25 protein-coding genes are annotated in these 22,380 nt (G+C 67.5%); 15 read left to right on the forward strand and 10 right to left on the reverse strand.

Annotated features, from left to right (window positions below):
- Window positions 1–9 precede the first annotated feature (9 nt).
- Window positions 10–738 (forward strand): DUF429 domain-containing protein, encoded by a 729-nt coding sequence (locus tag BHQ18_RS11490; protein ID WP_069413736.1) that lies wholly within the window; start codon window positions 10–12, stop codon window positions 736–738.
- Here the strand turns inward: BHQ18_RS11490 and BHQ18_RS11495 are convergent.
- Both BHQ18_RS11495 and BHQ18_RS11500 read right to left on the reverse strand, forming a co-directional pair.
- Complete coding sequence (locus BHQ18_RS11495; RefSeq protein WP_069413737.1) at window positions 735–2,150, reverse strand: APC family permease; 1,416 nt, start codon at window positions 2,148–2,150, stop codon at window positions 735–737. The two genes, BHQ18_RS11490 and BHQ18_RS11495, sit on opposite strands and share 4 nt — an antisense overlap.
- A 23-nt stretch (window positions 2,151–2,173) precedes the next feature.
- Window positions 2,174–2,806, reverse strand: coding sequence for a TetR/AcrR family transcriptional regulator (locus tag BHQ18_RS11500; protein ID WP_069413738.1), 633 nt, complete (start codon window positions 2,804–2,806; stop codon window positions 2,174–2,176).
- An 85-nt stretch (window positions 2,807–2,891) separates the two neighbouring features.
- On the opposite strand from BHQ18_RS11500, the gene BHQ18_RS11505 reads away from it, so the two are divergent.
- Window positions 2,892–3,713, forward strand: a complete 822-nt coding sequence (locus tag BHQ18_RS11505) for an alpha/beta hydrolase (protein ID WP_069413898.1) — start codon at window positions 2,892–2,894, stop codon at window positions 3,711–3,713.
- Window positions 3,714–3,780: 67 nt separating this feature from the next.
- Here the strand turns inward: BHQ18_RS11505 and purD are convergent, their stop codons facing one another.
- The gene (purD, locus tag BHQ18_RS11510; protein ID WP_069413739.1) at window positions 3,781–5,049 is read right to left on the reverse strand and encodes a phosphoribosylamine--glycine ligase; all 1,269 of its coding nucleotides are present in this window, start codon (window positions 5,047–5,049) and stop codon (window positions 3,781–3,783) included.
- A gap of 68 nt (window positions 5,050–5,117) precedes the next feature.
- On the opposite strand from purD, the gene BHQ18_RS11515 reads away from it, so the two are divergent.
- Genes BHQ18_RS11515 through BHQ18_RS30290 form a run of 4 tightly spaced genes read left to right on the forward strand, consistent with a single transcriptional unit; the run spans window position 5,118 to window position 8,427 of the window.
- On the forward strand, window positions 5,118–5,540 hold the full coding sequence (locus BHQ18_RS11515) for a DoxX family protein (protein ID WP_069413740.1): 423 nt from the start codon (window positions 5,118–5,120) through the stop codon (window positions 5,538–5,540).
- 49 nt (window positions 5,541–5,589) lie between these two features.
- Entirely contained in the window at window positions 5,590–6,819 is a 1,230-nt protein-coding gene (locus BHQ18_RS11520) for a cytochrome P450 (RefSeq protein WP_069413741.1), read from the forward strand.
- 13 nt (window positions 6,820–6,832) lie between these two features.
- Complete coding sequence (locus BHQ18_RS11525; RefSeq protein ID WP_069413742.1) at window positions 6,833–7,450, forward strand: TetR/AcrR family transcriptional regulator; 618 nt, start codon at window positions 6,833–6,835, stop codon at window positions 7,448–7,450.
- Between the two features lie 20 nt (window positions 7,451–7,470).
- A complete protein-coding gene (locus BHQ18_RS30290; RefSeq protein ID WP_069413743.1) occupies window positions 7,471–8,427 on the forward strand; it encodes an EspA/EspE family type VII secretion system effector in 957 nt (318 codons plus the stop codon).
- On the opposite strand, the gene BHQ18_RS11535 is transcribed toward BHQ18_RS30290, so the two are convergent.
- Window positions 8,424–9,104: a DUF5642 family protein gene (locus tag BHQ18_RS11535; RefSeq protein ID WP_131815672.1), complete on the reverse strand. Its 681-nt coding sequence runs from the start codon at window positions 9,102–9,104 to the stop codon at window positions 8,424–8,426. The two genes, BHQ18_RS30290 and BHQ18_RS11535, sit on opposite strands and share 4 nt — an antisense overlap.
- A gap of 29 nt (window positions 9,105–9,133) precedes the next feature.
- Window positions 9,134–10,081 (reverse strand): nitrilase-related carbon-nitrogen hydrolase, encoded by a 948-nt coding sequence (locus BHQ18_RS11540; protein WP_069413745.1) that lies wholly within the window; start codon window positions 10,079–10,081, stop codon window positions 9,134–9,136.
- 154 nt (window positions 10,082–10,235) lie between these two features.
- Between BHQ18_RS11540 and BHQ18_RS11545 the strand changes: the two genes are divergently transcribed.
- A complete protein-coding gene (locus tag BHQ18_RS11545) occupies window positions 10,236–10,874 on the forward strand; it encodes an NAD-dependent epimerase/dehydratase family protein (protein WP_069413746.1) in 639 nt (212 codons plus the stop codon).
- Between the two features lie 2 nt (window positions 10,875–10,876).
- Window positions 10,877–11,407, forward strand: a complete 531-nt coding sequence (locus BHQ18_RS11550; RefSeq protein WP_069413747.1) for an LOG family protein — start codon at window positions 10,877–10,879, stop codon at window positions 11,405–11,407.
- 33 nt (window positions 11,408–11,440) lie between these two features.
- Here BHQ18_RS11550 and BHQ18_RS11555 read toward each other — a convergent pair whose 3' ends face one another.
- The 5 genes from BHQ18_RS11555 to BHQ18_RS11575 all read right to left on the reverse strand — a co-directional run bounded on the left by BHQ18_RS11555 (window position 11,441) and on the right by BHQ18_RS11575 (window position 16,239).
- Complete coding sequence (locus BHQ18_RS11555; protein WP_069413748.1) at window positions 11,441–12,667, reverse strand: hypothetical protein; 1,227 nt, start codon at window positions 12,665–12,667, stop codon at window positions 11,441–11,443.
- Window positions 12,657–13,088, reverse strand: a complete 432-nt coding sequence (locus tag BHQ18_RS11560; RefSeq protein ID WP_064395190.1) for a carboxymuconolactone decarboxylase family protein — start codon at window positions 13,086–13,088, stop codon at window positions 12,657–12,659. The genes BHQ18_RS11555 and BHQ18_RS11560 overlap by 11 nt, the downstream gene beginning before the upstream one ends.
- 2 nt (window positions 13,089–13,090) lie before the next feature.
- Window positions 13,091–13,939 (reverse strand): NAD(P)-dependent oxidoreductase, encoded by an 849-nt coding sequence (locus BHQ18_RS11565; RefSeq protein WP_069413749.1) that lies wholly within the window; start codon window positions 13,937–13,939, stop codon window positions 13,091–13,093.
- A complete protein-coding gene (locus tag BHQ18_RS11570) occupies window positions 13,936–14,685 on the reverse strand; it encodes an SDR family oxidoreductase (RefSeq protein WP_069413750.1) in 750 nt (249 codons plus the stop codon). The genes BHQ18_RS11565 and BHQ18_RS11570 overlap by 4 nt, the downstream gene beginning before the upstream one ends.
- 87 nt (window positions 14,686–14,772) lie before the next feature.
- Window positions 14,773–16,239: an aldehyde dehydrogenase gene (locus BHQ18_RS11575; protein WP_069413751.1), complete on the reverse strand. Its 1,467-nt coding sequence runs from the start codon at window positions 16,237–16,239 to the stop codon at window positions 14,773–14,775.
- Window positions 16,240–16,374: 135 nt separating this feature from the next.
- On the opposite strand from BHQ18_RS11575, the gene BHQ18_RS11580 reads away from it, so the two are divergent.
- From BHQ18_RS11580 to BHQ18_RS11610, 7 genes are all read left to right on the forward strand, one after another.
- Window positions 16,375–16,980: a TetR/AcrR family transcriptional regulator gene (locus BHQ18_RS11580; protein WP_069413752.1), complete on the forward strand. Its 606-nt coding sequence runs from the start codon at window positions 16,375–16,377 to the stop codon at window positions 16,978–16,980.
- Window positions 16,977–18,185, forward strand: a complete 1,209-nt coding sequence (locus tag BHQ18_RS11585) for a cytochrome P450 (RefSeq protein WP_069413753.1) — start codon at window positions 16,977–16,979, stop codon at window positions 18,183–18,185. The genes BHQ18_RS11580 and BHQ18_RS11585 overlap by 4 nt, the downstream gene beginning before the upstream one ends.
- Window positions 18,185–19,012 carry an SDR family oxidoreductase gene (locus BHQ18_RS11590; RefSeq protein WP_069413754.1) on the forward strand — a complete coding sequence of 276 codons (828 nt, stop codon included), beginning with the start codon at window positions 18,185–18,187 and terminating at the stop codon, window positions 19,010–19,012. Before BHQ18_RS11585 ends, BHQ18_RS11590 begins: the two co-directional genes overlap by 1 nt.
- Window positions 19,009–20,379: a lanosterol 14-alpha demethylase gene (locus BHQ18_RS11595; protein ID WP_308204721.1), complete on the forward strand. Its 1,371-nt coding sequence runs from the start codon at window positions 19,009–19,011 to the stop codon at window positions 20,377–20,379. Before BHQ18_RS11590 ends, BHQ18_RS11595 begins: the two co-directional genes overlap by 4 nt.
- 7 nt (window positions 20,380–20,386) lie before the next feature.
- Window positions 20,387–20,596 carry a ferredoxin Fdx gene (locus BHQ18_RS11600; RefSeq protein WP_069413755.1) on the forward strand — a complete coding sequence of 70 codons (210 nt, stop codon included), beginning with the start codon at window positions 20,387–20,389 and terminating at the stop codon, window positions 20,594–20,596.
- A gap of 3 nt (window positions 20,597–20,599) precedes the next feature.
- Window positions 20,600–21,145: a nuclear transport factor 2-like protein gene (locus tag BHQ18_RS11605; protein WP_069413756.1), complete on the forward strand. Its 546-nt coding sequence runs from the start codon at window positions 20,600–20,602 to the stop codon at window positions 21,143–21,145.
- Between the two features lie 91 nt (window positions 21,146–21,236).
- On the forward strand, window positions 21,237–22,370 hold the full coding sequence (locus tag BHQ18_RS11610) for an NDMA-dependent alcohol dehydrogenase (RefSeq protein WP_069413757.1): 1,134 nt from the start codon (window positions 21,237–21,239) through the stop codon (window positions 22,368–22,370).
- The last annotated feature ends 10 nt before the right edge of the window (window positions 22,371–22,380 follow it).

Consider the following 22,380-nt stretch of genomic DNA (forward strand, 5'->3'; position numbering starts at 1 on the left):
AGTGACCTCATGTACTTCGTCGGGCTCGACCTCGCGTGGGGGCAGCGGAACCAGACCGGGGTCGCGGTGCTCGACGCCGCCGGTCGGCTGGTGCACGTCGGCGCGGCGATCAGCGACGACGACATCGCCGCGGCCGTCGCACCGTACGTCGGCGGCCGCTGCGTCGTGGGCATCGATGCGCCGCTGATCGTCAGCACCCCCACCGGCTTCCGGCCCGGCGAGACCGCCTACAACCGGGACTTCGCCCGGTACCAGGCGGGCGCGCAGCCGGCGAACACGGGCAACCCGCTTTTCGATCCACCGCGGGCCGAGGTTCTGTGCCGACGGCTGGGTCTGGACCCTGACCCGCAGTCGCGCGGTGACCGTCGCGCCATCGAGGTCTACCCGCACGCCGCAACGATCTCGCTGTTCGGTCTCGGCAGAACGCTCAAATACAAACGGCGCGAGAGGGATTTCGCCCGGCGCAGATCCGAGTTGCTGCGCCTGACCGACCTGATCGAGGGCCTCGGCGACGCGGACCCACGCCTGCACGTCGGCGATAACCCCGCCTGGCTCGAACTGCGGACGAGGATCGAGGCCAGCGACCGGGCATTCCAGTTGAACGCGTGCGAGGATCCCGTCGACTCGGTGCTCTGCGCGTACGTCGCGCTGTATTTCGAACAGCGCAGGGACGACGTCACCGTCTACGGCGACGGCGAGACGGGTTACATCGTCACGCCCACGTTGCGCTCCGGTTAGTCCGGCGTCTCGGCCAGCCGGGTCGGGTCGGTGATGCCGGCGTCGGTGATGCCCAGCTTCTTGTTGATCGCCATCGTGACGGCGAACAGCACCACCCCGATCACCAGCAGGATGCCCGCCAGCAGGTACTGCGCGCCCGGTCGGCCGGCCAGCGGCGTGACCAGATACAGCGAGGTCAGGAACCCGATGATCGGCAGCGCTGTCGGCGTCCGGAAATGCGGACCGTCGTGCTGGTCGCGGCGCAGCACCAGCACTGCGACGTTGACCATCGCGAACACCGCCAGCAGCAGCAGCGACGTCGTGCCGCCGAGCACCGAGACGGCCTTGCTGCTCGCGAACGCCGACACGTAGAAGATCAGGCCGAACGCCACGACGGTGGTGAAAATGATTGCCACCCACGGGGTGTGGCGGGTGCGATGCACGCTGCCGAGCACCGGCGGCAGCACTCGCTGTCGCGCCATCCCGTAGATCAGGCGGCTGGCCATCAACATGTTGATCAGCGCGGTGTTGGACACCGCGAACATCGTGATGAACGGGAACAGTTCGTCGATCGGCAGGCCGGGTGCGGCGGCTTCGACCACGGATACCAGCGGGGTCGCGCTCTCCCGCAGTTCGCCGATGGGCACCAGGGCCACGGCGATGATCGACACCAAGATGTACACGACGCCGGCGATGCTCAGCCCGGTGAGCAGGACCTTCGGGAAGGTGCGGACCGGGTCCTTGGTCTCCTCGGCCATGTTGACCGAGTCCTCGAAGCCGACCATCGCGAAGAACGCGAGCGACGTGGCCGCGGTGATCGCGACGAACGTGCTTCGGTCCTCGCTGCTTTCGAAGATGACGACGCGCGAGAAGTCGTGGTCGCCACCCTGGGTGAACGCCCACAGGCCGACGAAGATCACCAGCAGCAGACCGCTGATCTCGATGATGGTCAGGCCCACGTTGAGCTTGACGCTCTCGCTGACCCCGCGCAGGTTGATCGCGGCCAGCACGGCCATGAAGGTCAGCGCGATGATCGCGACGCCGAGCTTGCCCCAGTCCACGCCGAAACCCTTGACCAGGTTGGCCGCGAAGGCTTGTGAGGCGGTCGAGGCCGACGTGATACCCGAGCACATCACCACGAACGCGACCAGGAAGGTGAAGAACTGGATCCCGAATGCCTTGTGCGCGTACAGCGCTGCGCCGGCGGCCTGCGGATACTTGGTCACCAGTTCCAGGTAGGAGAACGCGGTGATGGTCGCGATGCTGAACGCCAGCAGGAACGGCAGCCACGCCGCGCCGCCGACCTCACCGGCGACCTGGCCGGTCAACGCATAGACCCCGGTGCCGAGAATGTCGCCGACGATGAACAGCAGCAGCAGCCCGGGACCCATGACCCGCCGGAGCTCCGGCTCCTTCTTCACCGGCGTACTCATAGGCCTCCTATTCGCTGGTCAACTCACACCTGCGCCACTCGCTCGTCGTCGATCGGTGCCAACACGTCTATCACGTCGACCAGCGTCGCGCGGGCTGTTGCGCGCGGCCCCTCGTCGTCAGCCACCAGCGCCGCCACCACTGCGCCGTCGACGGCGTTGACCAACGCGGTCAGGTACTCGGCCCGCACCGAACGCCCCGAGCGTTCGACGACTTCGACAACGGCCTCGGTGCGCTGGCGCAGGATCCGCCGCTGGATGTCGCGCAGCATGGGGTGGCGCGCACACGCGATGTAGCGCTCGTAGCGGGAGATCAACTGCTCGCTGACCCGTTGCCCGACCGCGTCGTCGACGAGCAGGTCCACCAGGATGTCGGCGGTCGATTCGGCGCCCCGGCGGCGCCGCGACAGCATCGCGACCCGGGCACGCAGTTGTTCGGTCTCGCGTTCGCCGACGTACTCGACCGCCTTGGCGATCAGGTCGTCCAGCGACGAGAAGTAGTAGGTGGTCGACGCCAGCGGCAGGCCGGCGCGGCGCGCGACGGCGCGGTGCCGCACGGCGTCGAAGCCACCTTCGCACAGCAGATCGGCAGCCGCGCTGACCAGCGCGTACCGCCGACGTTCTCCCTTGGGAGTGACTGCTGCCGTCACCTTTAGCATGCTGCCAGTCGGGCGGGTCTCCCATACTGCTTTCGGCTAATCGTCAGGGAACTCGCGGCGGTTGCGCCCGCCCGCCGGTGGCATGATGGCCGCCATGCCCGAACTGAGTCGCCGCGCCCTTCTGCGCCTCGGAGTCGGTGCCGCCGCGGGGGCGGCGGCGATGCGCGTGGCACCGGCGGCCCCGGCCGCGCCGGACGCACCGACCTATGTCGACGGGTCGTTCGTCTCGGCCGCCCGCGGCGGGGTGAGCACCAACTGGGCGATCGCCCGGCCGCCGGGGCAGACCGCGGCGCTGCGGCCGGTCATCGCGCTGCACGGCAAGGGGCAGGACGCTGCGGGTGTGATGGCCGGCGGTGTGGAGCAGGGCCTGGCGCAGGCCGTCGCCGCGGGGCTGCCGCCGTTCGCGGTCGTCGCGGTCGACGGCGGCGGCGGGTACTGGCACCGACGCGCCTCGGGTGAGGACTCCGGGGCGATGGTGCTCGATGAACTGATTCCGATGCTGGGCTCGCAGGGTCTGGACACATCCCGGGTGGGGTTTTTGGGGTGGTCGATGGGCGGCTACGGCGCGCTGCTGCTGGGCGCCCGCCTCGGACCGGCCCGCACGGCGGCGATCTGTGCGGTCAGCCCCGCGCTGTGGACATCACCGGGAGCCGCGGCGCCCGGCGCGTTCGACGGCGCCGACGATTACGCGGCCAACAGCGTCTGGGGGCTGCCGGAGCTGGCATCGATACCGATCCGGATCGACTGCGGCACAAGCGATCCCTTCTATGCGGCGACCAAACAGTTCGTCGCGCAGCTGCCCAGTCCGCCCGCCGGCGGGTTCTCCCCCGGCGGCCACGACGGCGCGTTCTGGAGTTCGCAGTTGCCCGCCGAGATCGCCTGGCTGGCCCCCCTCTTGGTCGCCTGACCCCGGCGAGCAGTCGCAAATTGCCCTGAAAACCCGTCGAATGAGGGCACTTTGCGTCTGCTCGCGCCTACAGGGTGATGCGTCCCTCGGCCGCGGCCAACCCGATGTCGCTGCGAAAATGACTGCCCGGCAGGCGGATCGACTCGATCACGCGGTAGGCGGCGTCGCGCGCGGCGGCCAGGTCGGCGCCCGTGCCGACCACCGAGAGCACCCGTCCGCCGGAGGACACGATCGCGCCGTCGTCGCGGCGGGTGGTGCCGGCGTGCAGGACCCCGTCGGCCTCCGACCCGGTGATCACATCGCCGACGCGGGGGCGACCCGGATAGTTCTCCGCGGCCAGCACCACCGTCACCGCGGCGCCGTCGTCCCACTGCAGCGGCGGTTCGCCGGCCAGATCGCCGATCGCGGCGGCGTAGAGCAACTGGCCCAGCGGGGTCTGCAGCAGCGCCAGCACCGCCTGGGTCTCGGGATCGCCGAAGCGGCAGTTGAATTCGACGACGGCGGGGCCGCGGGAGGTGATCGCCAGGCCCGCATAGAGCAGGCCGCAGAACGAGCTGTCGCGCTTGACCATCTCGGCGGCAACGGGTTTCACGACCTTCTCGGTGATCTCGGTGACGACCTCATCGGGCAGCCAGGGCAGCGGCGAGTAGGCACCCATGCCACCGGTGTTGGGGCCGGTGTCGTTGTCGCCGACGCGCTTGAAATCCTGCGCGGGCAGCAGGGGCACGACGGTCTCGCCGTCGACGATGCAGAACAGCGACACCTCGGGCCCGTCGAGGTAGGACTCGAGCAGCACCGGGTGACCGGTGTCGAGCAGGCTCGCGGCGTGCGCGCGGGCGGCGTCGCGGTCGGCGGTCACCACCACGCCCTTGCCCGCGGCCAGGCCGTCGTCCTTGACCACCCAGGCCGGGTCACCCACGGCGGGTCCGAACCGGTCCAGTGCGGCGTCCAGATGCGCCGGGTTGTCGACGACCTCGCTGCGGGCAGTGCGGACCCCGGCGGCGTCCATCACCTCTTTACCGAACGCCTTGGAGCCCTCGATGCGGGCCGCGTCTTTGGACGGTCCGAAGCAGGCGATCCCGGCGGCGCGCACCGCGTCGGCGACCCCGAGCACCAGCGGCACCTCCGGGCCGATCACGACGAGGTCGGCGTCGATCTGCCTGGCCAGCGCGACCACCGCGTCACCGGAGGTGATGTCGACGTCGTGCTGGTCGGCGATCGCCGCGGTGCCCGCGTTCCCGGGCGCGACGGCCAGCACGTCGACCTCGGGATCGCGCCGCAATGCCAGCAGCAACGCGTGTTCACGGGCTCCGGATCCGATCACCAGGACTCGCACAACTGCTCACCCTAACGGCAAAGCCGATCTTGTTTCAGTCCGCGACAGGCGGGGGTACCCCGCGGCCCATGGTCGCCACCGAACTTCCTCCGCCTCCGCCCACGACACCACTGCGCTCCGCCGCCCGTCTCGCGCTGGCGGGTGTGCTGATCTTCGCCGGGCTCTCGCACCTGTTCTGGGGCCGCGAGGAGTTCCGCGCTCAGGTGCCCAAGTCGATTCCGCTGGACGAGGACGCGGTGGTAGTGGCCTCCGGCGGCGTGGAGATCGTGATCGGGGCGGGGCTGGCGCTGCTGAGGCGGGACCGCGTGTTGGTGGGCCGGCTCATCGCGGCGTTCTTCGTCGCGGTGTTCCCGGGCAACCTCGCGCAGTACCTCAACAAGCGCGACGGCTTCGGCCTGGACACCGACACCAAGCGCCTGGTGCGGTTGTTCTTCCAGCCGGTGCTGGTGGCGTGGGCGCTGTGGAGCACGGGCGTGCCGCGCCGCCGGTAGCCCTCCCGCGGCGGCCATACAGTTGACACGACGCTGTATGGTCAGTTGTATGACGCAGACCACATGCCCGTTCGGCCGGGGATACGACTTCACCGATCCCGACGTCCTGCTGCGCGGCATCCCCGTCACCGAGTTCGCCGAGCTGCGCAGGACCGCGCCGGTGTGGTGGAACGAGCAGGCCGAGTCGATCTTCGACGACGGCGGCTACTGGGTGATCAGCCGCCACGAGGACATCAAGGCGATCTCGCGCGACTCTGAGCTGTGGTCGACCAACCGCAAGGGCGCGGTGATGCGGCTGCCGGAGGGCGTCACCGCCGAGCAGCTCGACCTGACCAAGGCGCTGCTGATCAACCACGACGCCCCCGAGCACACCCGGCTGCGCAAGCTGGTGTCCCGGTTGTTCACGCCGCGCTCGATCAGCACGCTGGAAGACAAGCTCGCCACCGCGGCCCGCGACATCGTGGCGGCGGCCAAGGAGAAGGGCAGCGGCAATTTCGTCGACGACGTGGCGATGTCCTTGCCGCTGCTGGCCATCGCGGATCTGATCGGCGTGCCCGAAGCCGACCGCGAGAAGTTGTTCGGTTGGACCAACGCGATCATGAACACCGACGACCCGGACTTCGACTCCGATCCGACCATGGCCAACGCCGAGTTGATGGGTTACGCGTATGCGATGGCCGAGGAGCGCCGCCGCTGCCCGGCCGACGACATCGTCACGCGCCTGGTGCAGGCCGACATCGACGGCGAGTCGCTCGACGACGTCGAGTTCGCGTTCTTCGTGATCCTGCTGGCCGTCGCGGGCAACGAGACCACCCGCAACGCGATGACACACGGGATGAACGCGTTCTTCGAGAACCCGGATCAGTGGGAGCTGTTCAAACGCGAGCGCCCGGAGACCACCGCCGACGAAATCGTGCGCTGGGCCACCCCGGTGCACTGCTTTCAACGAACCGCCTTGGCCGACACCGAAATCGGCGGCGTCACGATCCGCGAGGGCCAGCGCGTCGGGCTGTTCTACAGTTCGGCCAACTACGACGAGGCGGTGTTCGACCGGCCGTTCGACTTCAACATCCTGCGCGACCCCAACCCGCACCTGGGCTTCGGCGGCAACGGCGCGCACTACTGCATCGGTGCGAACCTGGCCCGGATGGAGATCAAGCTGATCTTCAACGAGATCGCCGACCAGATTCCCGACATCACCAAACTGGGCGAGCCACAACGACTTCGGTCGGGGTGGATCAACGGCCTCAAGGATCTGCAGGTCTCCTACGGCGGTTGAGTAGGATTCAGCCGTGCGCACCCACGGCTGGTCGGGATCGGCGCCGTCGACGGATGAGGAGGCGGTCGCCCGCATCCTCGACGCCGCAGGCAACGCCATCGACGCCCGGGGCGCCGACTTCTCGATCACCGACGTCGCCCGCACGCTCGGGGTCACCCGGCAGACGGTCTACCGCTACTTCCCCAGCACCGACGCGCTGCTGCAGGCCTCCGCGCAGCGGGCGGCGACCGGTTTCCTGGACCGGTTGGCCGCCCATCTGCAGGGCGTCACCGAGCCGGACGAGGCGGTCGCGGAGGGGATCGCGACGGCACTGGAGTGGTTGCCCGAGGACAAGCACATCGGTCTGTTGCTGACCCCGGGCCGCGCGGGCGCGTTCAGCCAGACCGTCACCTCCGATGTGGCGCTGCAGTTCGCCAACTCGATGCTGCGTCGCTTCGACGTGGACTGGGGCGCGCGCGGTTTCGACGACGACGACCTCGACGAGCTCGCCGAGCATCTGCTGCGGATCATCCAGTCGTTCGTGATCGATCCGGGCCGGCCGCCGCGCCGCGGCCCGCAGTTGCGGGCCTACCTGCGCCGCTGGGTCGGGGCGGCGCTGACCGCGGAAATTGCCGTCGAACCGACCTGCTGAGCGGCCTTAGACTCACCGATGTGGGTGTGCTGGAGGCTTTTCTGACGACGTGGTCGCAGGCGCGGGTCACCTTCGGGGAGGGTGTGCCGCGGGGTGGTGCCGGGATCGACGACAGCGCCCGACTGGAGTCGCTGCGCAGCGACGTGGAGTCCGCCGCCCCGGCCGCGGAGTGGTCGGGAATCGGCGCCCAGCGCTATGCGCAGAGGAACGCGCGCCAGGCATCGGCTCTCGGTGTCATGGCGGATCTGGACAAGCGGCTCGCCGGGGAAGTCGACCGCGCAGCCGCGGTCGTGACTGCGGGACGCACGCAACTGGAAGCGGTCCGGCAGTGGGTGGTGGACGCGGCGGCGACCGTCCCGCGCACCCTGGCCGGTGAGCGGATGCTGTGGCCGTTGGTGAGCCGAGGTGCCGTCGAGGTGGCCGAGATCGTCGGCCGGTCCAACCGCGACCTCGCCGCCATCGCGCAGCGGATGCGCGGAATCGGTTCGGAATACGACGAACTCGGCGAGCCGGAGGACAAGAGCGATGTCCAGCTGGTGGATCATCACACCGACGAGAAGAGGCCGATCCCCGACTCGACCCTCGACCTCGCGGACATCGTGTACAAGGATCCCGCAGAACTCGGCGATTTCGGCATGATGGAGTTGGTGCCCCACTCCGGGGTCTGGGTCCCAGATCCGAGGAGCCGCGTCTACCAAGCGAAGCCTCCGAAAGCGCCGCTGGACCTCAACGACATCGTGTACCGAGGACCCGGTGCCAAAGGCGAACCGTGGGAGATGGAACTGGTGCCCGGTTCCGGCGCATGGGTACCGGACCCGAACCACCCGGGTTACCAACCCAGCATCCCCGAAGCGCCAGTCGACCTCGGAAAGATCGAGATCGTCGATCCCGAGGCGACCATTCCTGCCGACATGATCGAACTGTGGCCCCGATCAGGGGTTCTGATACCGAATCCCTATGCGGGACATCCGTTCTAACTGCGGATCGCGGCAACCGCTTTGACCAGCAAGTCCGGCATGAGCGGCTGCGCGGGGTAGTCCGGAGCCAAGCGCGCCTCGGCGCTGACGTACACGCGGCCGTCGACGATCGCCGTGTAGAAGTACTCGGGGTCGGAATAGCCGTCGGCGGTGATCTTCAGCGCGTAGGTAGTCGCTCCGTCGATGGCGGGCGCTTCGATCCGCTCAGCGGTTCCGGAGGTCGGGTGATCGTCATCCGGCACGGTGTAGGTCATCCGCTCGCAACCGGTGCTCGGAACTGGTTCCGGGACGGTGACCGGCATGTCGGCTCCCACCGCGATCGAACGCCGCTCCAAGCCGTCGGCGCGCACGCCGGTCGTGTCGGCGCCGGCCTGACCGCGGACCGGATACAGCAGGACCGCGCACCCCGGCGGATCCACAGTGAACGGCTTGCCGTTGGACACGACCGACCCGACCCCGTCGACGTACATGTGCTGAAGCTTCGTGACTTCCGACGGATAGGGGATAAAGCCCTCCGGCATTTGGTCTTCGAGCTGCGACAGCTTCGAGAGGTCGAATGTCTGCGCTTCCGGTGTCGCGGTCTCCGAGTCGGGCTGCGAATCTGCACAACCGGCGACCGGCACCACCACCACGAGCATCGACACGGCACTCGATGCGATACGTCTGACCCACGCCATACGTCTCACCCTAAGCGCTGCGCGGAAGGCTACATTGCACCAATCCGGTCGTGGACGTGCGCCACCGGCGTGCGGTCGACGAGAAGGCTGAGAAGTTCTGGCCGGCTGTAGTGCCCACTGGCGTCCATCTTGGATTTGCGGCGATCGATCAGCGAGAAGTCGAGATCGGCGATCACCTCACCTTCGCCCGAAATCACGGGTGGCGCCAACAATTCGCCCATAGGTGAGACGATCGCGGTGAAGGATCCTCCCGAGATCGGCCCGATCGGCGATCCGGTGTGAGCGACAATCTGCGACTGCTGCTCAGTGTCCAACCATCCGGTGGCGTTGACGACGAAGCTGCCCGCCTCGAGTGCATGATTTCGGATGCTCACCTCCGTCTGCTCGGCGAACAGCTTTCCCCCGAACGAGCCGGGAAACATACTCGAGTGGATCTGCTCGCCGTCGGCGATCAGCGCATAACGCGCCAGCGGGAGGTAGTGCTCCCAACATGCGAGTTGGCCGACGCGTCCAACCGCACTGTCGACGGCGCGCAGTCCCGAACCGTCACCTTGACCCCAGATCATCCGTTCGTGAAAGGTTGGGGTGATCTTGCGTCGGCGCTGCAGAAGGGCGCCGTCAGCGTCCCACAACAGTTGCGTGTTGAAAAGACTGCCGCCGTCACGCTCGGTGACACCAATCGAGACGACCATGCCCGCGTGGGCGGCAGCATCAGCGATCGCCGCCGTCGCAGGCGATCCGACGATCACCGCTTGCTCGAGTAGCCGCACCTGGTCGTCGGTCAACTCGGAAGGGCGCTGCACGTAGGAGAAGTACGGGTAGTAAGGCACCACGGCTTCCGGGAAGACCGCGAACTGAACCCCTTCTCTACCGAGTGCGGCGATCCGGTCCACCACCTTCTCCACGGTTCCCTCGCGGCTGTGCAGAACCGGGCTGAGTTGTACCGCAGCGGCTTTGACAACGGTCCTTGCGCTCATGGTGAACTCCTTCGATCTCGCAGTATGTGCAAGCGCCGGATCGGCAGAGGTATTCCCTGGGTATGGTCATCTATACGCAGATGCGTAATGGACCACGACGACGACCTCTCAATGGACCATCGCAGTGAACCAATTGGGGCGTACCGTCAACGAAATGACCACTCCTCTCAGCTCTCGGGCATCGGTAGCACGCGCCCCCTCCTACGGTCAGCGCATCTTTCTTGCAGGCGCATCGGGCGTGATCGGGCTGTGGGTCATCCCACTGCTCCTGAACGCCGGGCACAGTGTCGGTGCGATGACGAGATCGGCAGGCAAGGCGCAACGGTTGGCCTCGCTCGGCGCGGAGCCGATTGTCTGCGATGTCTTCGACCGGAACGCTCTCCACGCCGCCGTCCGCACGTTCGCCCCCGACCTTGTCCTGCACGAGTTGACCGATCTGCCCGATGCGGCGGAGGATCTGCCGAGCGCGCAGCTACTCAACGCACGGATACGGGTCGAGGGCACCCGCAACCTCATCGAGGCTGCGTCCCTCGTTGGACGGCCGAAGATCGTCGCGCAAAGCATCGCGTGGGCATCGGAGCCGGGCCCAGCTGCCGACGCCGTCACCTCGCTGGAGACCTCCGTGCTCGCCGTCGACGGCGTCGTATTGCGCTACGGCGTCTTCTACGGGAAAGACACCTACTACCCGGACGAACTTCCACCCGAGCCGCGCGTGCACATCGACACGGCTGCCGCGCGGACAATCGAAGCGCTCGCCGCGCCTTCGGGGATCCTGACCATCGTCGACGCCTGAGGATGAATATCGGCGTATTCATGTCCGCGGCCGATCTCGACGAGCGCTATACCCGCCCTGCCCGCGAATTCGGCGAAATGCTGGGCCGGGGTGGACACACCCTGGTGTGGGGCGGTTCCGGCACCGGGCTCATGCGGGTCGTGGCCGACGCGACGCGCTGCGCGGGTGGCCGGCTCGTAGGTATCTCGGTTGATCTACTCCGAGAATTCGCCATCGAGGACGCCGACGAAATGGTGTTCGCGAGCGACCTCGCACAGCGAAAAGCACTGCTGCTGGAGCGATCCGACGCCATCGTGGTGATGGCTGGTGGCCTGGGAACGCTTGACGAAGCGACCGACATCCTCGAACAGAAGAAGCACGGACTGCACGACAAGCCAGTGGTGCTGCTGAACACTGCGGGGTTCTACGCCGGGCTCACTCTGCAACTCCGTCGGATGGCCGAGGATGGGTTCCTACCCGTACCGCTGGAACAACTCGTCTTCGTCTCCGACGACGGCGCCAGCGCGCTCGCCCACCTGCAGGACCGGGTGTAAGCACCGCGACGGGACCGGTGCCCGAGCACCAGATCAGAGCACGGTAAGCGGCAGCGACTTGCGGTCCTCGAACTCCCACGTCGAGCCGCCGCTGATCCGCACGACCGAGACTTCGGAGAATTCCTCGGCCTCCGAACCGGTCTCGACGATCCGGGCGGTCCATTCCTGGGCGGTCCCTGTCAGCTCGACGTCGAGCCGGTTGTCGATCGCACGCACGGCCGCCTGCAATGGACGCACCTCGTCCGGCGTCACCAGCGACACCCAGGCGCCGTCCTCGTGCGCCGCCGAGCGCTGCACGTGCACCACATCCGGGCCGAACTCGGCCTCCACATAAGCCGCCGGGTTGAGCATCGGATGCAGCTGCAGGGTCCGCACCGCGCCCTCGACGCCGCCGGGCAGTCTCAGCGCGCGGTGAATCCGCTCGGCCGCGATGCCGGCGATGCCGATCAGCTGTTTGGTGCAGATGTCGGTCAGCAGTTCGGTGTTGGTACCGGCGCGCTTGCCCACCGCGATCACGTACGACAGGTTCAGCAGGTGCATCTGCAGGCTCACCTCGTCGGCCATCCGCACCAGCGCCGAGTGTGAGAACGCCCCGAAGTCGAAGTCCGACACCAGCGGACCCGAGTAGTCCGGCTGGCCCTCGTCGTCGGGGTCGATCGGATCGAGTTCCGTTCTGGCCGCGCGGGTCCGGCGCATCACGTCCAGAACCGGGTGATCATCGACCTCGGGGTAGGACTCGTCGATGACGACCGTCCACGCGCAGTGCGGGTGCCGGTCGGCCGGTGTCCGAGGCGGCCGGTGGATCGGGCGGATCTGCGCGCGACGGTTGGTGGCAGCCGCGGTCGCGTCGAACGTCGGGTCCTCGATGTCGTGGCACATGCCGCGCACGTAATCCTCGCCCATCGGCTCCACGTCGAGCAGCGCGCCGCAGTGGTCGAGGTGAAACTCCCCGTGCCACTTGTCGTGCACGGTGTAGCGGAAGTCCATGAACTGCGGCGGGGCGCCGATGTCGAGCTGCATGCCCTTGAAGATCGTGACGACGTCGTCGCCCTCGAAGTCCAGCGCCCGCTGCATGCGCTTGGTGTAGATCGGGCTGGCGCCCATCCACTCCTCGATCGCGACCTGCAGCATCTCCTCGCGGCCGAAATTCGCGATGACCCAGGCCATTCCGGACCGGTCGATCAGCTGACCGATCAGCAGCAGCTCAGGCATCAGCACCGCGAGTTCGTCGCGTGACAGCGACGCAAACCTACTCGTCATGAACCGTCCCACCGGAATGCATCTTCACCGCGGCGTTGACATTGGCTTTCTTGTCCTCCGCCGGACGCTTCTTGCGGTTCTTGATCACCTTGCTGACCGCGCCGTCCAGCTTGGAGCCCAGTGGGAACCCGAGGTAGTGGGTCAGGAAGACGGCCATCTCCTTGAGCTCGTCCTCGGTCATCTCCCCGTTGGCCAGCGCCGCGTTGGCCTGGATCTCGGCGAGGTCGGAGTTGCCCACCGCGGTGACCGCGGTCAGCGTCATGATCCGTTTGTCGCGCATCGACAGGCCGGGGCGCGTCCAGATCGTGCCGAAGAGGTGGTCGACGGTCAGATCGAAGTACGGATCGCCTTCGATGTTCGGCATCTCCCAGCCGTACACCTCGTTCATCTTCTCGAGGCCCTTGCGGCGCAACTCGTCCATCGTCACTCCTTCGTGTGCGGCACGCCGAGTCCGGCGGCCAGGTTCTGCAGCGCGATCTCGGCCAGCGGCAGGTCGGTGCCGGTGGCCTCGCCGAGCGCAAGCGCCAGGCTCAGGTCCTTCTCCGCGAGTCCTCTTGTGTGCGTGAACATGTCGTAGAGCCAGTGGTCGGGCGTGAGGTCGCTCATGTCGTCGCGCACGATGATCGCGCCCGGCCCGCCGCTCTGCGCGTCACTGTGGCGGACCACCCGGCCGAGCTTCTGCAGGTCCAATCCCGCCGCCTCGGCGAGCCGCATCGCCTCACAGGACGCGGCGAACCCGATGAACGTCAACATGTTGCGGGCCAGCTTCATCCTGGTTCCCGCCCCGGGTTCACCGGCGCGGACCACCAGCGACGCCCACTTCTTGAACACGGGCTTGACCTTGGCGAACGCCTCGTCGTCGGCGCCGACCATCACGGCCAGCTCACCCTTGTCGGCCGCCCCGGCGCCGCCGCTGACCGGCGCGTCGACGATGTGAACACCCTTGTCGCGCAACTGCTCGGCGAGTTCACCGGCCGTGCCGGGCTCGATCGTCGAGTGGATCGCGATCACGGTGCCGGGCGCGGCGTGCTCGCCGAGTTGGCCCACCACGTCGCGCACCTGGGCGTCGTTGAGCACGGTGACGCTGATGATGTCGGTCACCGACACCCCCGCCACGTCGTCCGCGGGGGTGGCGCCCAGCTCGACCAGCGGGGCCATCGCCTCGGTGCGCACGTCGAACACGACCAGCCCGCCCGGCCAGTCGACCAGGCGCTTGGCCATCGGCGCACCCTGGTTACCCAGTCCGATGTATCCCAGCCGCGGCTCCGTCATCTGATGATCTGTCCACCGTCGACGTTGAAGATCTGGCCCGTGATCCACTTCGCCTGATCGGACAGCAGGAACAGGCACATGCCGACCAGATCCTCGGGTTGTCCCAGGCGCGACAACGGAATTCCCTTGACGATGTCGGCGACCATCTCCTGCGGCGTGGTGGTGCGGTTGGCCTCGGTGTCGATCGGGCCCGGCGCGATCGCGTTGACCCGGATGTTCTGCCCGCCCAGTTCGGTGGCCAACTGCTGGGTCAGCCCGTTGACGCCGACCTTGGCCAGACCGTAGAAGTTCGAGTACAGCCACGCCGCGGTCGAGGACTGGTTGACGATCGCCCCGCCGCCGCGTTTGGCCATCTTCTTGTACACCGCGCGGGTGCACACCAGAGCGCCGTCCATGTTCACGCTCATGAACTTCTTGTAGTAGTCCCAGTCGACGGTGATCAGGAAGTCCAGCTTCATCCCGCCGAAGATCGCCGCGTTGTTGACCAGGTAGTCGATACCGCCGAACTCCGAAAGCGTCTGCGCGGCCATTTCTTTGGCCGAATCCGGGTCCGACACGTCGACGTGGACCGCGAGCGCGTTGCCGCCCTCACCCTTGATTCCGTCGGCCACCTTCTGCGCGCCCTCGGTGTTGATGTCGGCCACCACCACCGCGGCACCTTCGCGCGCCAACGCCTCGGCGTAGGCCTGGCCGATTCCGCCGCCGGCGCCGGTGACGATCGCCACCTTCTCGTCGAACTGTCCCATCGCGTTCCTTCCTCGTCGCCGAGTGTGGGGTCGTGTCACGCTTGGCGAGCCTTTTGCGTGCGGGTAACCCACGTTCGGCACTCAGTGTCACACCGCCGTGGCGATCGCCTTGATCTCCAGGTACTCCTCGAAACCGGCAAGGCCCATCTCGCGGCCCAGCCCGGACTGCTTGTATCCACCGAACGGCATGTCCGCCGAATACCAGACACCGCCGTTGATGTTGACCGTGCCGACCCGCATCCGCGCCGCCACCCGGTTCGCGCGGTCCTCGTCGGCGGAGAACACCGTGCCCGACAGACCGTAGGGCGAGTCGTTGGCGATGCGCACCGCGTCGTCGTCACCGTCGTGGGCGATGACCGTCAGCACCGGGCCGAAGATCTCCTCGCGCGCCACCGTCGCCGAGTTTTCCAGACCCGCGATCACCGTGGGCTCGATGAAGAATCCGGCGTCGCGGTCTGCCGGCCGGCCGCCCCCGACCGCGAAACGCCCGCCCTCGGCGATCGCCGAATCCAGATACCCCTGCACCCGGTCGCGCTGGCGGGCGGAAATCAGCGGCCCGCAGATCGTTCCGGCGTCCTGCGGGTCCCCGGGCTTGAGCCCGCCCATCGTCGCCGCGGCCGCCTCGACGGCCTCGTCGTAGCGGGCGCGGGGCACCACCAGGCGGGTGGTGATCGCGCAGCCCTGACCGGCGTGCATGGCCGCGGTGAACGCCGCCATCGCGCACGCGCCGGCCAGATCGGCGTCGTCGAGCACCAGGAACGCCGACTTGCCGCCGAGTTCGAGGAACACCTTCTTGATCGTCGCGGCACCGTCGGCCATCACCGCGCGGCCGGTGGCAGTCGAGCCGGTGAACGAAACCATGTCCACGCGTGGGTCTTTGGACAGCAGAGCGCCGACGCCGTGGTCGCTGGAGGTGACGATGTTGACCACGCCGGGCGGGATGTCGGTGTGCTCGACGATCAACTCACCGAGCACCGCGGCGCACCACGGCGTGTCGGGTGCGGGCTTGAGCACGACGGTGTTGCCGGCCGCGAGCGCGGGGCCGAGCTTGGCCAGGTTGATCTGGTGCGGGAAGTTCCACGGGGTGATGGCTCCGACGACGCCGACGGCCTCGCGGGCGATCCGGCGACGGGTCTTGATGCCCATCGGGGCGGCCTCGCCCAGATCGGTCACCCACTCGTAGGACTCGGCGGTGTCGGCGCAGAAGCTCAGGTCGTCGACCGGGCCCTCGAGTTGCGCCGCCGAGGTCAGCATCCGGGGCGCGCCGACTTCACCGATGGTGATCTCGCGCAGTTCCTCGATGTGGGACTTCAGCGCGGCCTGCAGCTGGCGCACGCAGCGCACGCGCAGCGCGACGTCGGTGGACCAGTCGCTGTCGTCGAACGCGCGGCGGGCCGCCTCGATCGCGCGGTCCATGTCCTCGGCGGTGCCCTCCGCCGCGACACCCAGTACCTCTTCGGTGGCCGGGTTGACGGTGCTGAATGTTCCGCCGCTGCCCGCCACGAGCTTGCCGTCGACGAGCAGCTGACTCTCACGATTCGGCAGCAATGCCATCCCGTCTCCATCGCTACTGGACACTTGTCCGGATTGGTTTGCACGAACCTTAGCCCGCTGTCTTACCTACTGGCAAGCATCAACCCGTCATCTGCACACTTGCGGTTCGAAGCGGCCGTCGGATAACTTGGACATGTGTCCAGCGAGCATGCGGTTGCGGTCACAGGCCCGTCGCCTGCCCCTGACGAGACGCCGCGCAACCGGCGCCAGGAGGAGACGTTCCGCAAGGTGCTCACCGCCGGCATCGAGATGCTGCGCGAGTCGTCCTACGCCGACCTGACAGTGCGCGCGGTCGCCGCGCGGGCCAAGGTCGCGCCCGCGACGGCCTACACCTACTTCTCGTCGAAGAACCACCTGATCGCCGAGGTGTACCTCGACCTGCTGCGGCAGGTGCCGTACTTCACCGACGTCAACGAGACCCGGCTGGCCCGTGTCGAGAAGGCCCTGCGGGCGATGGCGCTGACCGTCGCCGACGAGCCGGAGGTCGCGGCGGCCTGCACGACGGCCCTGCTGAGCGGCACCGACGCGACGGTGCGGGCGGTGCGTGACCGCATCGGCGCCGAGATCCACCGGCGCATCCGCTCGGCGATGGGCCCGGACGCCGACCCGCGGGCGCTGGCCGCGCTGGAGATGACGTTCTTCGGCGCCCTGGTGAATGCGGGCAGCGGCGCGTTCACCTACCACCAGATCGCCGACCGGCTCAGCTACGTCGTCGGTCTCATCTTGGGAGACGAGCAGTGACCATCAGCGAAATCGTTTTGGACCCTTACGATTACGACTTCCATGAAGACCCGTACCCGTACTACAAGCGGCTGCGCGACGAGGCGCCGCTGTACCGCAACGACGAACTCGGCTTCTGGGCGCTGTCGCGGCATCAGGACGTGCTGGCGGGTTTTCGCAACAGCACCACGCTGTCCAACAAGTTCGGCGTCTCACTGGACCCGGCATCGCGCGGGCCGCACGCCTCGAAGACCATGTCGTTCCTCGCGATGGACGATCCCGACCACCTCAGGCTGCGCACCCTGGTCTCGAAGGGGTTCACGCCGCGACGGATCCGCGAACTCGAACCGCGGGTCACCGAGATTGCCGTGCAGCACCTCGACGTCATGCTGGACAAGGCGGGCTCGAACGAAACCGTGGACTACGTCGACGAATTCGCCGGCAAGCTGCCGATGGACGTGATCTCCGAGCTGATGGGCGTGCCCGAACCCGACCGCGACCAGGTGCGGGCGTGGGCCGACGGGGTCATGCACCGCGACGAGGGCGTGACCGACGTGCCCCCCGCGGCCGTGGAGGCGTCGATCAACCTGATCGTCTACTACCAGGGCATGGTGGCCGAGCGCCGCAGGAAGCCGACCGAGGACCTGACCAGCGCGCTGCTGGAAGCCGAGATCGACGGCGACCGGTTGACCGACGACGAGATCCTCGGGTTCATGTTCCTGATGGTCATCGCCGGCAACGAGACCACCACCAAACTGCTTGCCAATGCGGCGTTCTGGGGGCACAAGAACCCCGATCAGCTCACGCCCGTCTACGCCGATCTGGACCGGGTTCCGCTGTGGGTCGAGGAGACGCTGCGCTACGACACCTCCAGCCAGATCCTCGCGCGCACCGTGGCCGGCGAGCTGACGCTGTATGACACCACGATCCCCGACGGCGACGTGCTGCTGCTGCTGCCCGGTTCGGCGCACCGCGACGAGCGGGTGTTCGACGACCCGGACCGGTTCCTGATCGGCCGCGAGATCGGCTCCAAGCTCATGAGTTTCGGTAGCGGCGCGCACTTCTGCCTCGGCGCGCACCTGGCGCGCATGGAGGCCAGGGTCGCGCTGACCGAGTTGTTCAAGCGGATCCGCGGATACGAGGTCGACGAGGCCAACGCCGTGCGCGTCCACTCCAGCAATGTCCGCGGATTCGCTCACCTGCCCATGACAGTGAAGGTTGTGTAATGCCCCGCTTCGACCCCCTTCCCGAACGGCGACCCGTCGTCGTCGCCGGCGCCTCCTCCGGCATCGGCGAGGCCACCGCCATCGAGATGGCCGCCCGCGGCTTCCCGGTCGCGCTCGGCGCCCGGCGCGTCGAGAAACTCGAGGACATCGTCGGCAAGATCAACGCCGACGGCGGCGAGGCCGTCGGATTCCACCTCGACGTCACCGACCCGAACTCGGTGAAAACGTTTGTCGCGCAGTCGGTCGAAGCGCTCGGCGAGATCGAGGTGCTGGTGGCCGGCGCCGGAGACACCTACTTCGGCAAGCTGGCCGAGATCACCACCGACGAGTTCGAGTCCCAGCTGCAGATCCATCTGGTCGGCGCCAACCGACTGGCGGCGGCGGTGCTGCCCGGGATGCTCGAACGCCGGCGCGGTGACCTGATCTTCGTCGGCTCCGACGTCGCGCTGCGCCAGCGCCCGCACATGGGCGCCTACGGTGCGGCCAAGGCCGCGCTGCTGGCGATGGTGCACAACTTCCAGATGGAGCTCGAGGGCACCGGCGTACGCGCCTCGATCGTGCATCCCGGCCCCACCAAGACCAGCATGGGCTGGAGCCTGCCCGCCGAGAAGATCGGTCCGGCGCTGGAGGACTGGGCCAAATGGGGTCAGGCCCGCCACGACTACTTCCTGCGCGCGGCCGACCTGGCCAGGGCGATCACGTTCGTCGCCGAGACGCCGCGCGGCGGGTTCATCGCCAACATGGAGCTGCAACCGGAGGCGCCGCTGGCCGTCGACAAGGCGCGCCAGAAGCTGGCCCTCGGTGAAGAAGGGATGCCAGAACAGTGACTGAATCAGCAGCGGCGACGCCCGGGATCGTGCCCCGGGTCTCCGGCGGCGAAGAGGAGCACGGCCACCTCGAGGAGTTCCGCACCGACCCGATCGGGTTGATGCAGCGGGTCCGCGACGAATGCGGCGACGTCGGCTGGTTCCAGTTGGTGGACAAGCACGTCATCCTGCTGTCCGGGGCCGAGGCCAACGAGTTCTTCTTCCGCTCCGCCGACGAGGATCTCGACCAGGCCGAGGCCTACCCGTTCATGACGCCGATCTTCGGCAAGGGCGTGGTGTTCGACGCCAGCCCCGAGCGGCGCAAGGAGATGCTGCACAACTCGGCGCTGCGCGGCGAGCACATGAAGGGCCACGCCACCACCATCGAAGGCGAAGTCCGCAAGATGATCGCCGACTGGGGCGACGAAGGCGAGATCGAGCTGCTCGACTTCTTCGCCGAGCTGACGATCTACACGTCGACGGCCTGCCTGATCGGGTTGAAGTTCCGCAACGAACTCGACCACCGGTTCGCCGAGTACTACCACGATCTCGAGCGCGGCACCGACCCGCTGTGCTACGTCGACCCCTACCTGCCGATCGAGAGTTTCCAGCGCCGCGACGAGGCGCGCGTCAAACTTGTTGCGCTGGTTCAGGAGATCATGGACCACCGGTTGGCCAATCCGCCGACGGACAAGTCCGACCGTGACATGCTCGACGTGCTGGTGTCGATCAAGGACGAGGACGGCAACCCGCGGTTCTCGGCCGACGAGGTCACCGGCATGTTCATCTCGCTGATGTTCGCCGGGCACCACACCAGCTCGGGCACCTCGGCGTGGACGCTGATCGAGTTGATCCGCCATCCCGAGATCTACGCCAAGGCGCAGGCCGAACTCGACGAGCTCTACGCCGACGGCCAGGAAGTCAGCTTCCACGCGCTGCGCCAGATTCCGCTGCTGGACAACGTGGTCAAGGAGACGCTGCGGCTGCACCCGCCGCTGATCATCCTGATGCGGGTGGCCCAGGGCGAGTTCGAGGTCGCTGGATTCCCGATCCACAAGGGCGATTTCGTGGCCGCCTCCCCGGCGATCAGCAACCGGATCCCGGAGGATTTCCCGGACCCCGACGCGTTCAACCCGGACCGCTACAACAAGCCCGAGCAGGCCGACGTCGTCAACCGGTGGACGTGGATCCCGTTCGGCGCCGGCCGGCACCGTTGCGTGGGTGCGGCGTTCGCGCAGATGCAGATCAAGGCGATCTTCTCGGTCCTGTTGCGCGAGTATGAGTTCGAGATGGCCCAGCCCGCCGACAGTTACCGCAACGACCACTCGAAGATGGTGGTGCAGTTGCAGCGGCCGGCGAGGGCCCGCTACCGCAGGCGCACCAGGTAGGTGTCGCATGGGCTGCTACCGGATCGAAGTCGACCTGGACCTGTGCCAGGGCCACGCGATGTGTGAACTCGAGGCGCCCGACTACTTCACGGTGCCCAAACGCGGCAAGGTCGAGATCCTCGACGCAGAACCCCCCGACGACGCCCGCGACGAGGTCCAGAACGCGGTCGACATGTGCCCGACCCACGCACTGACAATCAGAGAAACAGGAGAGTAGACAATGCCGTCACTACCCCGCGAGGCGCTCGACAACTGGGTCGAGCAGTGGCTCGAGGCCAACCGCGAAGCCGAACGCAACGGCGACTGGAAGCCGCTGGCCGAGTTCTACACCGACGACGCCACCTACGGCTGGAACATCGGGCCCAAGGAAGACGTCATGTGCGTCGGGATCGACGAGATCCGCGAGATCGCTCTGGGCCTGGAGATGGAAGGCCTGGAGAACTGGGTCTACGAGTATCAGAAGGTGCTCGTCGACGACCGGCAGGGCGAGATCGTCGGCTTCTGGAAGCAGATCGCCAACAGGTCCGACGGCGCCACCGCCGAGATCTACGGCATCGGCGGCAGCTGGTTCCGGCTCGACGCCAACCTGAAGATCGAGTGGCAGCGCGACTTCTTCGACTTCGGGCACGTGGCCAAGGGCTACGCGAAGCTGATCGAGTCCGGTGACCTGTCGCCGGGTATGCAGAAGCGCATCGAGCGGTCACTCGCCGGCGAGAAGCTGCCGGGTTACTACCCGCTCGGGCAGGCCCCCGTCCCCATCTGGTGACCCGGCCAAGCAGTTGATTGGGGGCGGTCGTGACGTATCTAACTACTGCCTCTAGTCTGTGGTCACCGGAACCAACGGAAGGCACGTTCGCATGAAGACAAAAGGTGCTCTCATCTGGGAGTTCAACCAGCCGTGGTCGATCGAGGAGATCGAGATCGGAGACCCCGTCAAGGACGAGGTCAAGATCCAGATGGAAGCGTCTGGCATGTGCCACTCCGACCATCACCTGGTCACCGGCGACATCCCGATGGCCGGTTTCCCGGTGCTGGGCGGGCACGAGGGCGCCGGTGTGGTCACCGAGGTCGGCCCGGGTGTCGAGCACATCGCGCCCGGCGACCACGTCGTGCTGTCGTTCATCCCGTCCTGCGGTGAGTGTCCCGCGTGCCAGGAGGGCCTGCGCAACCTCTGCGACCTCGGGGCGGGCCTGCTCGGCGGCACCGCGGTGTCCGACGGCACCCACCGGATCCACTCGGTGAAGAACGGCCAGCCGGTCATCCCGATGACCCTGCTCGGCACATTCAGCCCGTACATGGTGGTGCACAAGAGCTCGGTCGTGAAGATCGACCCGTCGATCCCGTTCGAGGTCGCCTGCCTCGTCGGCTGCGGCGTCACCACCGGCTACGGCTCGGCGGTCCGCAGCGGCGACGTCCGCCCGGGCGACGACGTGGTGATCGTCGGCGTCGGCGGCGTGGGCACCGGTGCGCTGCAGGGCGCGGTCGCCGCCGGGGCGCGCAACATCTTCGTCGTCGATCCCGTTGACTTCAAGCGGGATTCGGCGCTGAAGTTCGGTGCCACGCACGCCTACCCGGACATCTACGCAGCGATGGCAGGGGTCGCCGAGGTCACCCAGGGCCGGATGGCGCAGAAGACCATCGTCACCGTCGGTGAGCTCAAGGGCGAGGATATCGACGACTACATGAACATCACCGCCAAGGGCGGCACCGTCGTCGCCACCGCCGTGGCCAACATGGCCAGCAACGACGTCAAGCTCAACCTGTCGATGCTCACGCTGTTGCAGAAGCGGCTGCAGGGCACCATCTTCGGCGGCGGCAACCCGCATCACGACATCCCGCAGCTGCTGTCGATGTACAAGGCGGGCCGGCTCAACCTCGACGACATGGTCACCCGCCAGTACAAGCTCGAGCAGATCAACGAGGGCTACCGGGACATGCTCGAGGGCCGCAACATCCGCGGCGTGATCCGCTACACCGACGAAGACCGGTAAACCGGAGATG

The sequence above is a fragment of the Mycolicibacterium flavescens genome (assembly GCF_001722335.1).
Classification (GTDB): Bacteria; Actinomycetota; Actinomycetes; order Mycobacteriales; family Mycobacteriaceae; genus Mycobacterium; species Mycobacterium flavescens.

Bases quoted from the DNA above. Each gene is read 5' to 3' on its own strand.
- BHQ18_RS11535 (WP_131815672.1), bottom strand. From the start codon at position 9,104: ATGGCGTGGGTCAGACGTATCGCATCGAGTGCCGTGTCGATGCTCGTG.
- BHQ18_RS11575 (WP_069413751.1), bottom strand. From the start codon at position 16,239: ATGGCATTGCTGCCGAATCGTGAGAGTCAGCTGCTCGTCGACGGCAAG.
- BHQ18_RS11590 (WP_069413754.1), top strand. From the start codon at position 18,185: ATGCCCCGCTTCGACCCCCTTCCCGAACGGCGACCCGTCGTCGTCGCC.
- BHQ18_RS11490 (WP_069413736.1), top strand. From the start codon at position 10: ATGTACTTCGTCGGGCTCGACCTCGCGTGGGGGCAGCGGAACCAGACC.
- BHQ18_RS11500 (WP_069413738.1), bottom strand. From the start codon at position 2,806: ATGCTAAAGGTGACGGCAGCAGTCACTCCCAAGGGAGAACGTCGGCGG.
- BHQ18_RS11550 (WP_069413747.1), top strand. From the start codon at position 10,877: ATGAATATCGGCGTATTCATGTCCGCGGCCGATCTCGACGAGCGCTAT.
- BHQ18_RS11555 (WP_069413748.1), bottom strand. From the start codon at position 12,667: ATGACGAGTAGGTTTGCGTCGCTGTCACGCGACGAACTCGCGGTGCTG.
- BHQ18_RS11495 (WP_069413737.1), bottom strand. From the start codon at position 2,150: ATGAGTACGCCGGTGAAGAAGGAGCCGGAGCTCCGGCGGGTCATGGGT.
- BHQ18_RS11565 (WP_069413749.1), bottom strand. From the start codon at position 13,939: ATGACGGAGCCGCGGCTGGGATACATCGGACTGGGTAACCAGGGTGCG.
- BHQ18_RS11600 (WP_069413755.1), top strand. From the start codon at position 20,387: ATGGGCTGCTACCGGATCGAAGTCGACCTGGACCTGTGCCAGGGCCAC.
- BHQ18_RS11545 (WP_069413746.1), top strand. From the start codon at position 10,236: ATGACCACTCCTCTCAGCTCTCGGGCATCGGTAGCACGCGCCCCCTCC.
- BHQ18_RS11605 (WP_069413756.1), top strand. From the start codon at position 20,600: ATGCCGTCACTACCCCGCGAGGCGCTCGACAACTGGGTCGAGCAGTGG.
- BHQ18_RS11520 (WP_069413741.1), top strand. From the start codon at position 5,590: ATGACGCAGACCACATGCCCGTTCGGCCGGGGATACGACTTCACCGAT.
- BHQ18_RS11570 (WP_069413750.1), bottom strand. From the start codon at position 14,685: ATGGGACAGTTCGACGAGAAGGTGGCGATCGTCACCGGCGCCGGCGGC.
- BHQ18_RS11610 (WP_069413757.1), top strand. From the start codon at position 21,237: ATGAAGACAAAAGGTGCTCTCATCTGGGAGTTCAACCAGCCGTGGTCG.
- BHQ18_RS11560 (WP_064395190.1), bottom strand. From the start codon at position 13,088: ATGGACGAGTTGCGCCGCAAGGGCCTCGAGAAGATGAACGAGGTGTAC.
- BHQ18_RS11540 (WP_069413745.1), bottom strand. From the start codon at position 10,081: ATGAGCGCAAGGACCGTTGTCAAAGCCGCTGCGGTACAACTCAGCCCG.
- BHQ18_RS11505 (WP_069413898.1), top strand. From the start codon at position 2,892: ATGGCCGCCATGCCCGAACTGAGTCGCCGCGCCCTTCTGCGCCTCGGA.
- BHQ18_RS11515 (WP_069413740.1), top strand. From the start codon at position 5,118: ATGGTCGCCACCGAACTTCCTCCGCCTCCGCCCACGACACCACTGCGC.